Raw genomic sequence first — 15162 nt, 5'->3', positions numbered from 1 at the left:
GCTAAAACCTTTCTCGGCGCCGCGCGGCGCTCTCGAGTTCACGCGCGCCGAACGGCGGGCGCGTGACCAGCACCTCGGCCAGGACATCGAACAGACGGTCCGCGACTTCGTCGACGCTGAATCGCTGTGCGTAGTGGCGCGCCGCCTCGGCCCCGCGGCGCGCCGCCACGGTCGGATCGGCCAGGGTGTCGAATGCGGCGGCCAGGCCCGCGACGTCGTCGACGCCGACCACCGGGCCGCCCGGCGGCTGGTACTCGGGCAGCGCGCCGACGGTGGAGACGATCGGCATCACCCCCAGCTGCATGCTGAGCACCTGCACCCCGCTCTGCGAGGCCCGGCGGTAGTGGACGACGGAACCCTTTGCCGCCGAGAGTATCTCGACGACGTCGGCGTAGCGGTACGCGCCGGAACGCCACCGCACGTGCGGCGGCAATTGAGCGCTTCCGAGGCCGATCGGCCCGTCGCCGATGAGCACCAGGTCGTCACCGCGCCAACCGGCGCCGTCGACGTGGCGGCGCCACGCCTGCAGCACCACGTCGATGTTCTTGTAGGGGTTGAGCCGGCCCACCATCACGAAATCGCGGCGCCCCCCGGCGCCGACCGGCGGCGGAACCAGCCCCAGGTCGAGGTCGCTCGTGAGCGGCAGCACATGCACCGGAGTTCCGTCCACGTCCCGGCGGGTGCTCACGGCGGCCGCGACGTAGTCGCTGTAGACCACCGTCGCCGCCGAGTGGGCACCCCAGCGGTCGAAGACCGCGCGCTCGTAGGCCGGCCGCTGCTCACCGGCGTCGTGCGGCCCGTCGTCGTGCACCAGCTGCACGCGCGGCGCGTTGCCGGCCAGGGCGATCCACCGCGGATCGCGCACCAGCTCGGCGATCACCACGTCCGGCCGGTACCCCCGGATGCGGCGCCAGGCGGCGAAGCTGGACGGCCACGTCCCGGCCGTGCGGAACCGCGGGTCGAGCACCAGCTCGTAGTCGCGGGCGGTGTCGGATTCGGGGTGCTGGTCGGAGGTCACCAACAGCACGTCGGCCCCTCGCTGCCGCAGCGCCTCGGCCTGCACGCGCGCCAGCGGCCGCATCCACGGCGAAAGCCAAAGCACCCGAATCGGATTCATAGCCCTGCCCCGCCCGCGTTGGCGCCGGGGTCGAGCCACCAGCGCCCGTCGAGTTGCGGATACGCCCGGCGGACCTCGTCGTAGAGGTCCGGCAGCGTCAGCATGACCCGATCGGGCTGGGCCGCGATCAGCTGTTCGGGGGAGATGATGGCGACGTCGGTCCCGGGAATGCGGCGGCCCCGTTTTGCCGGTGACGCGTCGGCCACCGCCCGCACGAGACGGCGGTCGACGCCGGCGATGGTGAACAGCGACGGTACACGTGAGCCGGCGCCGTAGCCGTAGACGGTTTGTCCGACGGCCGCTTGCGCCACGAGCCAGTCGCGCAGGCGGGCCGCGTGACGCTCGGCCGCGCACTGCAGGCGGCGCACCGCAGTGGGATCGGTGATGCCCGAGTCGTGCTCGCGCGCCAGGATGGCCCTGGCGCGTTGATCGGGCTCGGCAGGGCCGTGCACGGCGGCGACCAGCACCGTGCCGCCATAGAGGTCGAACTCCCACGCCGAGGCCACGCTCATGCCGGCCGCGGCGAGCAGCCCGGCCAGCGCGGTCAGCGAGTAGTACGCGAAGTGGCCGTGGCGCAACGCGCTCCATTGCCCCTGGCCGACGATCGTCAACAGCGAGTGAAATTGCAGCAGCAGCACGCCATCCGGCGCAGTGGCCCGCGCGCGGCGCGCGAATGCCAGCCGCTGGTCCGGCTCGTGCATCATGCCGAACGAGTCGAGCACGACATCGCACACCGACCCGGCGCGCCCGGCTTCGGCGAATCCGCGCGGCTCGAGCAGCGGCAACCACGTCCCGCCGTGCGGGCTGCCGAATTCACGCACGGTGGCGCCGCGCAGCCAGCCCGCATCCGCTACCCGTTGTACGGCGTCAGCGGCCTGCTCGCGCAAGGCAAGTGGTTCAATGCCCCGGGGTTCCTCGGCGCTCGTGTCGTCGGTCGCGAGCTGGGCAAGACCGCACCCCGTGCACAGATCCATCGCGAGTGGATGCGCGGACTCCATTGGGCTGATCGGCTCTTCCGCCAGCGGAAAGTTGTCGGCGGCCGGTACGCTTCCCAGGTCCAGTACCCGGCACAGTTCCGTCCCGCCGCAGCCGCGACAGATGCTCATGGCGCACCGCCGGCCACCGCGTGCAGGGTCGGAAGAGGAAACACCAACTGGCCGCCCCACTCGGCGATGTAGCCGAGTTGCTCGGTCAGCTCGGCTTCCAGATTCCAGGGCAGCGCGAGGACGACGTCGGGGCGGTCGGTGGCGATCCGTCCCGGTTCGTGGATCGGGATCCGCGCGCCCGGTGTGAAGTGATCGTGCTTGTACGGGTTTCGATCGACCGTGTATTCCAGCAGATCGCTACGGATCCCGCAGTAGTTCAGCAGGGTGTTGCCCTTGCCCGGTGCGCCGTAGCCGACCACCCGCTTGCCTTCGGCGCGGCACCGCAGCAGGAAGCCCAGCAGCTCGTGCCGGATGGCCTCGGTTTTTGACTGAAGCCGCAGATAACCGTCGACATGGTGCAGCCCCGCGTCCTGTTCGGCGCGCATCACCTTTTCCACCCGCTCGGAGGGTCGTCCGGCGATCTCCGCCGAGCGCGCCCAGATGCGAAGCGATCCGCCGTGAGTGGGCAGCAGTTCGACGTCGACGACGGCCAGCCCGGCCGTGGCCAGCGCGCCGATCGCCGAAAACAACGTGTAGTACTGGAAGTGCTCGTGATAGATAGTGTCGAATTGTCCCAGCCGCACCAAGTTCAGCGCATGGTGCACCTCGATGCTCAACCAGCCGTCGTCGTCCATGAGTATCCGCAGGGACCGGGTGAAGCCCCGCAGATCCGGGATGTGCGCGTAGACGTTGTTGGCGATGACCAGGTCGGCCGGCCCGTGTTCGTTACGGACCTTCGCCGCGACCTCCTCGTCGAGAAACGCCGTCAGGGTTGGGACATTGCGCTCCCGGGCGGCGCCGCCCACGTTTTCCGACGGCTCGATTCCCAGGCACGGGACCCCCGCGGCGACGAAGTGCTGAAGCAGGTAGCCGTCGTTGCTGGCGACTTCCACCACCCGCGAGCCGGAGCCCAGCCCGAGCCGCTGGGTGGCTCCGCCGACGAAGTCCTTCGCGTGTTGCACCCAACTGTCCGAATATGAGGAGTAGTAGGCGTATTCGGTGAAGGTCTCCTCCGGGGTGATGAGCGCGGGTATCTGCAGCAGCAGGCAGTCCTCGCACAGGCGGAGGTGTAGGGGATAGGTCGTCTCCGGCAGGTCGAGTTCGTCGGCGGCGAGGATCTTTTCGCATGGCGGAGTCGCGCCGAGGTCCAGGACGCTGAGCAGTCGATCAGAGTCACACAAGCGGCAATTCATCGGGCTCCCGATCCGTCGTGTCGCTGGCCGGAGATCATCGCATCAATCGCCTCGACGTACGCGTCGGCCATGGCCTGCACCGTGTAATGCGCGTGCGCGCGCTCGTAGCCGCGCCGTCCGATCGCCGGAAGCGCGTCGGGGTTGCCGAGAATCTCCGCCAATCGGCCTCGCCATTCCGCCACCGAAAAAGGCTCGACCACGAACCCCGCCCTGCCGAAGTCGAGCATTTCCGGCACGGCGCAAGTCGCTGACGCCGCGACGGGAACCCCCCGTGCCATCGCCTCCAGAATGACGAGCGGGAACGCCTCGGAGCGGCTGGGCACGCAGAGCAGGTCCGCGTCGGCCAACGCGGGACCCGGCCCGGCCGACCATCCGCGCCACAGCACGCGGTCGCGCAACTCGGCGGGCGTGCGCGCCTGCAGGCGTTCCCGGTCCGGGCCGTCACCGAATATCGAGAGTTTCCAGGGCATGTCGGTCAGGCCGGCGAGCGCCTCGATCAGCAGATGGGGGTTCTTGTGCTCGACGATGCGGGAAAGCATCACCAAGTGCGGCGGCTCGCCCGGTTTGCGCGCCCGGTGACCCGGACCGTCGGTCACCAGGACGCCATTGGGCGCGACGAAGAGACGTCCCTTGAGCCGATGATGCACATTCAACATCTCCCACTGCCGTTGGGCCAGAACGATAAATCCGTCCGAACGACTCATCGCGGCGGCAAGGGGTCGCGAATAGATGGCCCGGTCGGTTTCCGGTGGGACGTGGGGGGCGACCAGCCAGCGGCGCCCACCGGCGGCCGCCCGCCACAACGTCGCGAATCCGGTTTCGGTGTTGGTGTCACCACTGATCAGTATCGCCTCGCCCTCGGGCAGGTCGACCGAAGGCGCCCACCACGGCTGGCGCACCACTCGCACCGTGTGCGGGATCTCCCTGATCAATGGCCCGAACCGCTGCATGCAGACGATGGTGACCGGGTAACCGCGGCGGTCCAATTCGGCTGCCAACAAGGTCTTTTGGCGTTCGGCGCCGCCGTAGACCAGGCGGTTGGTAGTGATCACGATCGATGGCTTGCCCGTGCGCCTGCCCGCGGTGTATCGCCTTCGCGCGTCTTTCTTGGAGCGCTGCAGCCGGTCCAGCACGGTCGTGCCGGCAAGGTAAACGTCCGCACGGTGAACGCCGTATCGGCGTTCCAGCAGCAGCGCTATGTTGGCGCGCAACAGGTCGCGGTTGCGCTGGCGTTCGGCGGTGGACACCGGCGCGCCGTGCGCCGAGTCGGGTTCGCCTCCCTCGGCAGCCGCCGCGGGATTGCCATGCTCGATCTCGAGCTCGTCGGCGAGCAGAATGCGCCAACCCGCCGCCTTGGCGCGCTCCTGCCAATCGGTCTCCTCGCCGAAGAGAAAGAACTCCTCGTCCATGCCGCCGACCTGGTTCCAGGCGGCGCGGCTTATCGCCAGGCACGCACCGCCCAAGTAGCCGTCGATGTTCTGCGACTCGGTCGGCTGACGGGCGTAGAGGTGCGATATCGGCGTACCACGAAGCGAATTGGAGTGGCCGGCGGAGGCCACCAGCGCCCGGCACAGGGTCCGGCGGCGCGTCGCGACGTCCCACCGGGCCGGGCCGGGCGCGCCGTCGTCGCGAATCAACGGCGAGACCGCGGCCACCCCTGGCCGGCGGAGTAACTCCCTGGTGCGGCTCAGCGGTCCCTGCAGGCGGGTGTCGGCGTTCAGGAGCAACAGGTCCGTGTCGGCGGGTGCGTGCTCCACCAGCGCATTGAAGGCGGCGCCGAAGCCGAGGTTGACCGGGCCCAGCACCCAGTGGACGTCGGGGTGCCGCGCGGCCAGCTCCTCGCGGCCGGGGTACGCCTCGCCGCTGTTCTCGTAGACGTACACCGGCAGGCCGGGCAGGTGTTCGGCGACGCTGGCCAGGCAGTGCTCCACGAGGTCATGGCTCTTGTAGGTCACGATCAGCACCGCCAGCGGCCGCTGCGACGGCAGCGGCGCCGTGCCGTTGACCGGCCGCTTCAGATACGTCCGATCCACGTCCGTTGTCACGTCACCACCTGTTTCTTGAGAAGCGCGGTCAAGGTCGACCAGGTGAACGGCCCGATCGCCGCGCTGGTGAGCAGGTACGCCCCAGCGGCCGCCGCCACGATCGCCACCACGTGGTGCCCGGACAGCAGCAGCGCCAGCGCGACGCAGGCCCCGGTGGGCGCGAGCAGCCGAACCAGGAATGCCACCGGCGTGCGGTAGCCGCATACGCGGCGCAGCCACCAGCTGGCCACCACCATCCCGAACAACTCGGTGCCCACCAGCGCGAGCCCGGCTCCCACCGCGCCGAATCGCCCGTCCAGCACCAGGTTCAGCGCGACGTTGCACGCCAGCGTCGCGATCGAGAGCCGGAAAAGGAACTTCTGGTGGTGGCACGCGAAGAGCGCCTGACCGAGCGTGCCGGTGACGAAACGCAGTGCCACCGCGACGAACAGCATCGCCAGGGTCGGCGCGCCACGCTCGACGAAATCCCGGTCGCCGAACAATTCGATCAGCGGTCGCGACAGCAGCGCGCCGATGAGGGCCACCGGGACGCCGACGAAGTACATCAGCTCAACGCAGCGGCGCAGGAAGCCGGCGAACGCGGCGACGTCGCGCGAGAACAGTTCGGTGGCCGTCGACAGCGTCGCCTTGAGAAAGAACATCGAGACCACCAGGGTGTTGAACGCGACGGTGTAGGCCAGCCCGTAGACCCCGACTTCGGCATGCGTGCTCACCTTCGACAGGATGACACCGTCGGCACGCCAGTACAGCACGCCGAGCACGGCCACGCCGATCGGAAATGCGCTCTCCCGCAACAGGTCCGCGACTTCGCGGGGCGCGAAGATCGGTCGCAGGGAGATGTGCCGGGCCGCCGCGGTGCCCTGGATCAGCAGCTGCAGGGCCGGCGGTATGAGCTGGGCGACCGCGAACCAGATGACGTCGGCGTGCATGGCGACGAGGTAGCTCACCATCGACAGCGTGCCCAGCCGGCCGGCGACGTCGGACACGGCCACGGCCGAAAAGCGCACGGTGGAAAGGAAAACCGGCTCGAAGCGCGTCGTCATCGTCAGCATCAGCAGCTGGCCCGACAGCACCACGAGCATCAGCCGCACGTCACCGTCGCGGTAGAGCAGCAGGCCCGAACCCGCCGCGAGCGCCGCAAGCGGCAGGCAGTAGACCAGCGACAGGCCGCTGTTGACTCGAACGAGGCGCTCCAGGTCGCCGGTGCCCGACGTGACACGGCGCACGATTACGGTGCCGATGCCGAGATCGGCCAGGCTGGCCCACATTCCGACGAAGGCGACCGCGATGGTCAGCTGGCCGTAGCGGCCCGGGCCGAGGTAGCGGGCGGTCATCGCGACCGAGACCACCGAGGCCACCATCCCCAGCGCCCGGCAGATCAGCTGGACGGAGAACGCGTGCGCGATCCGCGACCGCGGCACCGAGGGGGCGCCCGGAGCCAGCGACGACCGGGCCTGCTCGATCACCGCTTCGCTTCCCATCAGTAGGCCCCGTCGCTGGTCAGTACGGCCTTGAGGGTCCGCGCGATGATCACCAGGTCGCCGGCCATCGACCAGTTGTCGACATAGGACAGGTCGAGCCGCACCGAGTCCTCCCAGGACAGGTCCGAGCGGCCGCTGACCTGCCACAGGCCGGTCACCCCCGGCTTCACCAGCAGTCGCCGCTTGACCTCGCCGTCGTAGTTCTCGACCTCCCGCCGCAACGGGGGCCGCGGTCCGACGACGCTCATGTCCTGCTTGAGCACGTTGATGAACTGCGGCAGCTCGTCGATGCTGAATCGGCGAAGGACCTTCCCGACGGCCGTGACCCGTGGGTCCTGCCGGATTTTGAACAGCACGCCGCCGGCACCCTCGTTGAGCGGCAGCAGGCTGTCGACCTGGGTGTCGGCGCCGTCGACCATGGTCCGGAACTTGAGCATCGTGAAGGGCCTGCCGTCCAGGCCGATGCGCTCGGCGCGGTAGAAGACCGGCCCCTTGCTGGTGGCCTTGATCCCGACGGCCGCCGCGACGAGCAGCGGGGACGTCCCGACGAGCGCGGCCAGCGAAAAGCAGAAGTCGAAGGCTCGCTTCTGAAACCGTTGCGTCCCTTCGTATTGCGGCTTCTGGACATGCAGCAGCGGAAAGCCCGCGATCGGCTTGAGGGTCAGCCGCGCCCCGGCGACGTCGACCATCCCCGGGGACACCACGAGGTCGACGTCCATCGTCTCCAGCCGCCACATCAGGTCCCGGATCCCGTGCACGCCGAAATGTTCGGTGCGCGTCACCGCCACCGTGTCTGCGCCGCACTCGGCGATCGCGGCCACCGCCGCGGCCTCGTCGCCGAGGATGGCGATCTTGCGGCCCTGGACCGTCAGCGTTTCGCCCCGGGGTGGCCCGTATCCGGGGATGCATACGCCGACCACCACGTAGCCGTCGTTGGGGTTGCGGATCAGCTCGCGGGCCAGGTGCGAAACGCCCCGCCGGTCGCCGATCGCCAGCACCATGGTCTGGTATTCGCCGTGCCTGCGTTTGCGCCAGACGTGCTTGCGCCACAGGTTGCGGCTGGCCAGCAGCCCGACGGTGCCGGCGGGCAGCGCGACCGCCAGATAGCCGCGCGCCAGGTCGATCTTGGCGAGCAGCGTGACGATGGCGATGAACCCGAACGTCCAGAACGACGCGCTGGCAATGCGGCGGTACTCATCGATCCCGGCGCCGATGATCCGGGTCGACCTCGTTTGGAACATCGACAGGGACGAAAGCCACAGCGCCGCAAAGAGGGCCGAGAACAGCGTCATCAACTGGCCCGGGTACCCGGATGTGTTCGGCGCGTCGCCGAACCTCACCAACTGGGCGAGGGCGACCGCGGCGCAGACGATCGCCGCGTCGGTGATGCGCAGACGCGCCGAGTACCGGTGTTGCCAGCGGGAGGCGACCCTGGCCCGCGCCCGTGGCAGCGGGGGCGCGGGCAGCGCCGTGAGCGCGGTTCCGGCTCGAAGCGTCGTCGTCATCGTGGTCGGTCCCTCGCCTACGCGCTCGCCGATTCGACTGCGACGGGAAGGGTTTCGGAGACCTCGACCGACGGTGTCCCGGCGTAGTAGACGCCGGGATAGCAGATGAGCTGCGCCCGTGACGCGCGCAGCAGCGCGAGCGGGCCCTGCACCAGGTACCGGCGCGCCAGCCGCCGGGGTTCGCGCGTCAGCCGGTAGAACCACTCCAGCCCGACGCGCTGCATCCACCGCGGCGCCCGGCGGGTCATGCCGGCCAGGAAGTCGATGGCGCCGCCGCTCGGCAGGAAAACCTTTGCCCCGGTGGCGAAGCCGTGCCGGTCGATCCACTGCTCCTGGCGCGGCTTGCCCAGGCTGACCACCAGGATGTCGGTGCCGGCCACGCGGATGTCGGCGACGAGAGCCTCGGAAGACGATTCGATGTGGGCCGGGTCGGGCGCCCACATTCCCGAGACCACGAGCGCGGGGTAGCGCGCCCGCAGGCGCTGCGCCAGCAGGCGGTGGGTCTCGACGCTGCCGCCGAAAAAGCCGACCCGCCGGCCCGTCGACTCCGCCAGCGCGAGGACCTCGGGCAGCAGGTCGGCGCCGGTGACCCGGGGCCACGGCTTCGCGGTCAGCAGCTGCCCGCGCCACGCGATCGGCATGCCGTCGGCCAGCAGCAGCCACTCGATCCGGCCCGTGGGGGCCTCACCCAGGGTGCGGAAGTGGTGCAGGTGGTCGAGGTTGACCGAGCCCACCGCCAGGCCGGGCGACCGCGAGCGCAGCCGGGTCGCGATGATCGACAGCACTTCGTCGGTGTCGCAGCGCTCTACGACGCTGCCGCTGACGACCATCCGCACCGGAACTCCTGACACCCTCATGGCCTATCCCAGATGCCCTACTGTCGGGCCAGGCGACGTCATGACGCCCCGCTCCCGGCCGCCGCCTCCTCCAGGTAGGGCCAGCTGGCGTCCTTCTCCGACACGACGGTCACCGGCAGCGGCCACTCGATGCCGAATTCGGTGTCGTCCCAGCGGAATCCCTCCTCGCTGTGCGGGGCGTAGGGGCCGCTGATCTGGTACAGGACCTCGGCGTCGTCGGTCAGGGTCTGAAATCCGTGGGCGACGTATGGGGGCAGGAACAGCGCCCGGCGGTTGTCCGCGCTGAGCTCGACCATCACGTGCTTGCCGTAGGTCTGCGACTCGGGGCGGACGTCGACGGCGACGTCGACGATCGCACCGCGCACGCACCGCACCAGCTTTGCCTCCGCGTGCGGCGGGGCCTGGCGGTGCAGGCCGCGCACCGTCCCGCGGGTGTGGTTGAAGCAGATGCTCGTTTGTGCCACTTCGGAAATCAGGCCGTGGGTCGCGAATTCGTCGGCGCAGAAGGATCGAGAGAAGAAGCCGCGATGGTCGCGATGGGGCTCGATGTCGATGATCGTCACCCCGGCGACGCTCGTGGGCGTGTACTTCACTACGTCTCCTTCCAGAACAGTCGGTCGTCGACCTGCCCCGTCTTGAGCAGGTATTCGATTTGCTTGAGGCGGGTATGGCCGCGGCCGTGGAACGTCTCGGGTTCCATTGCGATCGTTTGGAACACGCGGTGCAGTTGCGCGGCCCCGGCCGCGACGTCCCACGCCGCGCGGAAATCGGGGAACACCTCGCGGATCTTGCCGAATGCGACGCGGTAGCTGCGGGTGTCGGCGTTGGGCGGGCCGAAACTGAGCTCACACCCGGGGAATTCGGCGTTGACCGTCTCCGCGATCTCGCGCACCGTGCGGTTGTTTTCGTCGCTGCCGACGTTGACCACGAGGTTGTGCACGGCCTGCCGGTCGGCGCGCAGCGCGCAACGAATGGCCTGGGCTATGTCAAGAGCGTGGACCAGGGGGCGCCACGGCGTGCCGTCGCTGGTCATCGCGATGCGGTGTTCGGTCCATGCGAGGCCGGCCAGGTTGTTCAGGACGATGTCGAACCGCATCCTCGGTGAGGCGCCGAATGCCGTTGCGTTGCGCAGGAATACCGGGGAGAAGTCGTCGCCGGCCATCGCGCCGAGGTCCCGCTCGACCAGGGCTTTGCATTTGGCGTACGGGGTCAGCGGGTTGACGGGGCTGGTCTCGTCGACCGTGCCTTCGGCGATCCCGTACACACTGCACGAGGACATGTAGATGAACCGGTCGACGCCGGCGCGCCTGGCACACTCGGCCAGATGCACACTGCCGCGATGGTTTACCTCAAAGGTCACGTCGCCGATCAAGTCACCGATCGGATCGTTGCTCAGCTCGGCCATGTGCACGATCGCGTCGAACCCGCGCAGGTCGGCGGCGGTGACGTCGCGAATGTCCTTGATGAGGGTGAGCGGCGCGACCCCATGCGGGGCGTCCGCGATCGCGCCCGGGCACAGCCAGCCGGCCCGGTAGTAGCCGGTGTCCAGACCCACGACTTCGTGGCCGTCGGCCAAAAGCAGCGGTGCGAGAAGGCAACCCAGGTAGCCTTCCGTGCCGGTGACAAGCACTCGCATGGCGTGGTCCCTCCGGCCCTGTCAGTGGTGTGAACGTTCGCCGAACGGACGCAGCGACGCCTTTTCGACCGTGTAGGCCTCGGCGTAGCGGGCCCGCGACTGCACGCCGCGGATCCGCATCAGGCCGAGGAACGCTTCGTCGTCGAACCAGTCACGGCCCGATTGGGACGGATACGACTCCGCGAGCAGCTGCGCCTTCTTGCGGGCCAGTTTGCTTGGAATGTCCACGTAGAGAGCCGGATTGGGCAAGTCGGACTCCCACTTGAGGATCTCGTAGCCCAACACCAGGTGCGCGCGGAACTCGGTCGGGATGAGCTCGGCGACCGCGCGGTGGTCCTGGTGGTAGTCGTGTCGTTGCGGACCGAGGACCAGGTCGGGCTCGCACTGGCCGCGGAACCGGGCGAGCTGGCGCTTGACGGCGCCCCAATGCTCCGGCAGGTGGCCGTCGGGCAGGTCGGCGACCGTCAACCGCACGTCGGCGTGCGGGAACAGCGCTGCGAATGCGTTCTTCTCCTCGACCTCGCGCTCGGTGCCGGCGCCGGTCAGCACGAGGGCGTGCACGACGAGACCGGGGTTGTGCCGGGCGATTTGCAGCAGCGTCGCGCCGGCGCCGATCGCGATGTCGTCGCAGTGCGCCCCGATGGCGGCGATCGAACCGATCGCGCCGGTGTGCAGCGGGATCATGCCGAACGTCTCGCGACGGGCTGCTCCCACACCATCCACGGGCGGTTGCCCGCGTTGTAGTCGGCGTCGAGCTCCGCGCGCTCCTTGAACGTGTCGGCCGGTTTCCAGAAGCCGTGGTGCTGATACCCCAGCAGCCGTCCGCTGCCGGCGAGACTCATGCAGGCGTCGCCGACGAGGTCCCCGTTTTCGGGAATGAGGTCGAACACCTCCTGGGTCAGCACGAAATAGCCGCCGTTCACCCAGATCGGGAACTTGGCGATGGGGGCGATCTCTTTGATGTCGCCGTCGGCGCTGACATCGACGCAGTGGAAGGACGACTGCGGCGGCACGATCAGCATGGAGGCCGCGGCGCCGCTGGTCCGCAACCGGTCGATCATCGCGTCCAGCGGAGCGTCGGTCAGCACGTCGGCGTAGTTGGCGAGGAAGTATCGGTCGCCGCCGATGTACTTGCGCACCCGCCGCAGCCGCTCGCCGATCGGGGACTCCAGCCCGGTGTCGACGAAGGTGATGGTCCAGTCGGACATGTCGGAGTCGAGCAGCTCGATCTGCCCGGAGCGCATGACGAAGTCGTTGGACTCCATCTCGCGGTAGTTGAGGAAGAAGTCCTTGACCATCGACTGGCCGTAACCCAGGCACAGGATGAAGTCCTTGTGACCGTAGTGGGCGTAGTAGCGCATCACGTGCCACAGGAGCGGCCGGGGGCCGACCATCTGCAGGGGTTTGGGGACGAGGTCGCCCTCGGCGGTGCGCATCCGCATGCCGTAACCACCGCAGAAAAGCACGACTTTCATGACACCGACCCCTTCGTGTGGCGGACTGCGGTACGCGACGCACCCCCGGTCCGGGCGCAGCCGGCCGGAGTTGACGCCAATCCCGGGAAACCAAACCCCCGGACAGAAGCGTGTAACGATACTTTTGGTATATGCAGGGCCGGGCCGGGGCCGGCCCTCCCGGGAACCACGGGCGCGCTCATACGATCGACGCCCCGTAGCCGCCGGAGGGCGGCTGCGCCATCACGGTCGGGATCTGCCCGTAGCGCGGGCCGGGCGCCTGCGGGCCGCCCGCCGCCCGCGGCAGGCCGCCCAGCAGGCTGGGCGGCACGTTGCCCAGTCCGCCGGGAGCCCCGGCGTTCGGCAACACCGCGCCCGCGCTGGTCAAGTGCGCGGCGGGGATGACGCTCGTCCAGCTGGGCGGCACCGACAGCGAGCCCAGCGAGGCGGCCTGACCCAGGCCGCCGGCCACGCCCGCGCCCAGGCCACCGAGCCCTTCGGCCGCCTCGGTGGCCGCCGCGGCCACATCCCCGGCGGCCTCGGCGGCGCCCTGGGCGGCGGTGGCGGCGAGCCCCTGCATGGTCTGGGCCATGCCCAGGACGCTGGACAGCCCATACAGCGGGGTCGCGGCCACCATCAGGTAGCCGGGCAGGATGGCGGGCAGGTTGTCTTGGAAATTGGTCATGAAGCTGGACAGCGAGAGGCCCGACTGGCCGGTCCCGCCCAGCAGCGTGCCCCACGCGGTTTCGGACCCGGTGCTGGCGGCGCTCGCCGAGGCCGGCGTCGCCAGGCCCTGCAACATCGAGGACAGCGAAGACATCAGGCTGGCCAGCGAGAACTGCTGGGTGGTCGCACCGGCGGCGGCCTCGGACACCGCGGTCGCCTGCCCCGCGACACCGGCGGGGTTGGTCACGTCCGGCGCCGACGCGAACGGCGTCAGGTCCGCCGCTTCGGCCGAACTGGCGGCGTATTGATACATGGCCGCGGCGTCCTGCGCCCACATCTCGCCGTATTCGGCCTCGTTGAGCGCGATCGCCGGGGAGTTCTGGCCAAAGAAGTTGGTCGCGACCAGTACCGCGAGCTGGGCCCGGTTGGCCGCGACCGCGGCCGGGGGCACCGTCATCGCGAAGGCTTCCTCATAGATGTCGACGGCAAGCTGCGCGTGGCTGGCCGCCTCCTGGGCCCGCGCGGCGGCGCCGGCCGTCCATGCCGCATACGGCCCGAACGCGGACGCCATGGACAGCGAGGACGGGCCCAGCCACCGTCCAACGGTCAATCCCGCGATCACCGACCGGTAGGAAGCCGCGGCGGAATGCAGCTCTGCGGCCAGGTCGTCCCACGCCGCGGCGGCGGCCACCATCGACCCCGGGCCCGGACCGGCGTACATCCTCATGGAGTTGATCTCCGGGGGAATCGCGCCAAAATCCATCGTCTCGGACCCCCGGCCTCTACCGGGCCGCCGCCGCGGCGGCGGTGGACGAAGCCCGGCCGGTGGCCGGGGCCGACACGGCCGGCGGAGTGACGAACGACACAGGCCGCGGGCCGTGCGCGCACGCCATCCGGCGCAGTGGTTGGCGCGTCGGCCGGGCTGCGCCGCGCGGGCGACGCCCGGAAAACAGGCGCTGACCAGGCCAACAAACTGATAACCACATGGAGCGAGATTCTACATACTTTTAGTTCGAAGTGCAGCCTCTAACCGCACCGTAAGTATTTCGAACTTCGCGAACTCGACCCGCTGCGTTGAACGCCTCAGCGCCACGACTGACTGCTAACCTCAAAGACGGTCCAAATGCCGCCGAAAACACGCCGGTGAGTGCTGGCTCTAGAACCGGGTGTGTGCCCTGCTCGAGGAAGGCACCCTCAACGTGGAAACGATCGATCCGGGCCGCGGCGCAGGCGCCGGAATGATCACTCGAGTCGCGTACGCGGCAGCGCGATCGACCCGCCCCGGACAGCTGAGTCCTCGGTTCCGATGACCGCCCACTCGACTGACGGACGCGCGGATGCGACGCGGCGACAGATTCTGCGGGCCGCCTCCCACCAGTTCGCCCGGCGCGCCTATCACGACGTCGGCCTCGACGACATTCTCGCGCAGGCGGAACTGACCAAGGGGGCGATGTATTTCCACTTCCGGTCCAAGCACGCGCTGGCCGTGGCGATCATCGAGCGGCAGACCACGGACGGCGCCGCCAAGGTGGAAGAACTGCTCACCCGCGGGCTTTCGGGCCTGGAGACCCTCATCGACTTCTCCTATCTGATCGCCGTCGGCGACATCAAGACCGATGGAGTCCGGGCGGGCCTGAACCTGCTCGAGTCGGTCGGCCGGTCGGAGGGGCTGCAGAAGCGGCTGCTGGACGAATGGGCCAAGGCGCTGGCGGGGGTCGTCGAGCAAGCCATCGCCGAGGGGGACATCCACGAGGACTGCGACCCGCAGGATGTCGGCCGGCTGATGGTCTCGCTGCACATGGGGCTGCGGCAGACCAGCAATCTGGAAGAGCCCGAGCGGTTCCTGCGCGACCTGGAGAAGTGCTGGCTGTTGATGTTGACCGGCATCCTGCAGGCGGACCGGACCGAGTACTTCCGCCAATTCCTCAGGCGGCGCGCGTCACTGGCCATCACCTCCACGTCGACCGGGGCGGATTGACGACCGAAATCAAGCCCAAATCCGTGATCTGAGCGCAGGTTCGATGCATTCACATCAGACCGGCGCTCCCGTCGTACCGGCTGTT

The 15162-nt window shown here is 69.2% G+C and carries 13 protein-coding genes; 1 reads left to right on the top strand and 12 read right to left on the bottom strand.

Features of this window, described 5'->3' with window-relative positions:
- Position 1 precedes the first annotated feature (1 nt).
- The 12 genes from BST11_RS08050 to BST11_RS07995 form a co-directional block, all read right to left on the bottom strand.
- Positions 2-1117: a glycosyltransferase family 4 protein gene (locus BST11_RS08050; RefSeq protein WP_083137404.1), complete on the bottom strand. Its 1116-nt coding sequence runs from the start codon at positions 1115-1117 to the stop codon at positions 2-4.
- Positions 1114-2223 carry a class I SAM-dependent methyltransferase gene (locus BST11_RS08045; RefSeq protein WP_083137403.1) on the bottom strand — a complete coding sequence of 370 codons (1110 nt, stop codon included), beginning with the start codon at positions 2221-2223 and terminating at the stop codon, positions 1114-1116. The genes BST11_RS08050 and BST11_RS08045 overlap by 4 nt, the downstream gene beginning before the upstream one ends.
- Positions 2220-3455 carry a class I SAM-dependent methyltransferase gene (locus BST11_RS08040; protein ID WP_083137402.1) on the bottom strand — a complete coding sequence of 412 codons (1236 nt, stop codon included), beginning with the start codon at positions 3453-3455 and terminating at the stop codon, positions 2220-2222. Before BST11_RS08040 ends, BST11_RS08045 begins: the two co-directional genes overlap by 4 nt.
- Positions 3452-5500, bottom strand: coding sequence for a glycosyltransferase (locus tag BST11_RS08035; protein ID WP_083137401.1), 2049 nt, complete (start codon positions 5498-5500; stop codon positions 3452-3454). The genes BST11_RS08040 and BST11_RS08035 overlap by 4 nt, the downstream gene beginning before the upstream one ends.
- Complete coding sequence (locus BST11_RS08030) at positions 5497-6981, bottom strand: flippase (protein ID WP_083137400.1); 1485 nt, start codon at positions 6979-6981, stop codon at positions 5497-5499. The genes BST11_RS08035 and BST11_RS08030 overlap by 4 nt, the downstream gene beginning before the upstream one ends.
- Positions 6981-8486: a sugar transferase gene (locus BST11_RS08025; RefSeq protein WP_083137399.1), complete on the bottom strand. Its 1506-nt coding sequence runs from the start codon at positions 8484-8486 to the stop codon at positions 6981-6983. The genes BST11_RS08030 and BST11_RS08025 overlap by 1 nt, the downstream gene beginning before the upstream one ends.
- A gap of 17 nt (positions 8487-8503) precedes the next feature.
- Positions 8504-9343, bottom strand: a complete 840-nt coding sequence (locus BST11_RS08020) for a WecB/TagA/CpsF family glycosyltransferase (protein WP_244897568.1) — start codon at positions 9341-9343, stop codon at positions 8504-8506.
- A 38-nt stretch (positions 9344-9381) separates the two neighbouring features.
- Positions 9382-9936: a dTDP-4-dehydrorhamnose 3,5-epimerase gene (gene rfbC / locus BST11_RS08015; protein ID WP_083137397.1), complete on the bottom strand. Its 555-nt coding sequence runs from the start codon at positions 9934-9936 to the stop codon at positions 9382-9384.
- Complete coding sequence (locus BST11_RS08010; RefSeq protein WP_083137396.1) at positions 9936-10979, bottom strand: NAD-dependent epimerase/dehydratase family protein; 1044 nt, start codon at positions 10977-10979, stop codon at positions 9936-9938. The genes rfbC and BST11_RS08010 overlap by 1 nt, the downstream gene beginning before the upstream one ends.
- 21 nt (positions 10980-11000) lie before the next feature.
- Positions 11001-11663: a PIG-L deacetylase family protein gene (locus tag BST11_RS08005; RefSeq protein ID WP_083137395.1), complete on the bottom strand. Its 663-nt coding sequence runs from the start codon at positions 11661-11663 to the stop codon at positions 11001-11003.
- Positions 11660-12454 (bottom strand): glycosyltransferase family protein, encoded by a 795-nt coding sequence (locus BST11_RS08000; protein ID WP_083137394.1) that lies wholly within the window; start codon positions 12452-12454, stop codon positions 11660-11662. The genes BST11_RS08005 and BST11_RS08000 overlap by 4 nt, the downstream gene beginning before the upstream one ends.
- A 178-nt stretch (positions 12455-12632) precedes the next feature.
- Positions 12633-13862: a PPE family protein gene (locus BST11_RS07995; protein ID WP_083137393.1), complete on the bottom strand. Its 1230-nt coding sequence runs from the start codon at positions 13860-13862 to the stop codon at positions 12633-12635.
- 543 nt (positions 13863-14405) lie between these two features.
- On the opposite strand from BST11_RS07995, the gene BST11_RS07990 reads away from it, so the two are divergent.
- Positions 14406-15077, top strand: a complete 672-nt coding sequence (locus BST11_RS07990; RefSeq protein WP_083137392.1) for a TetR/AcrR family transcriptional regulator — start codon at positions 14406-14408, stop codon at positions 15075-15077.
- Positions 15078-15162 lie beyond the last annotated feature (85 nt).

This window comes from Mycobacterium alsense, from assembly GCF_002086635.1.
Taxonomy (GTDB): domain Bacteria; phylum Actinomycetota; class Actinomycetes; order Mycobacteriales; family Mycobacteriaceae; genus Mycobacterium; species Mycobacterium alsense.
This window is presented reverse-complemented; position numbering and strand designations above follow the sequence as displayed.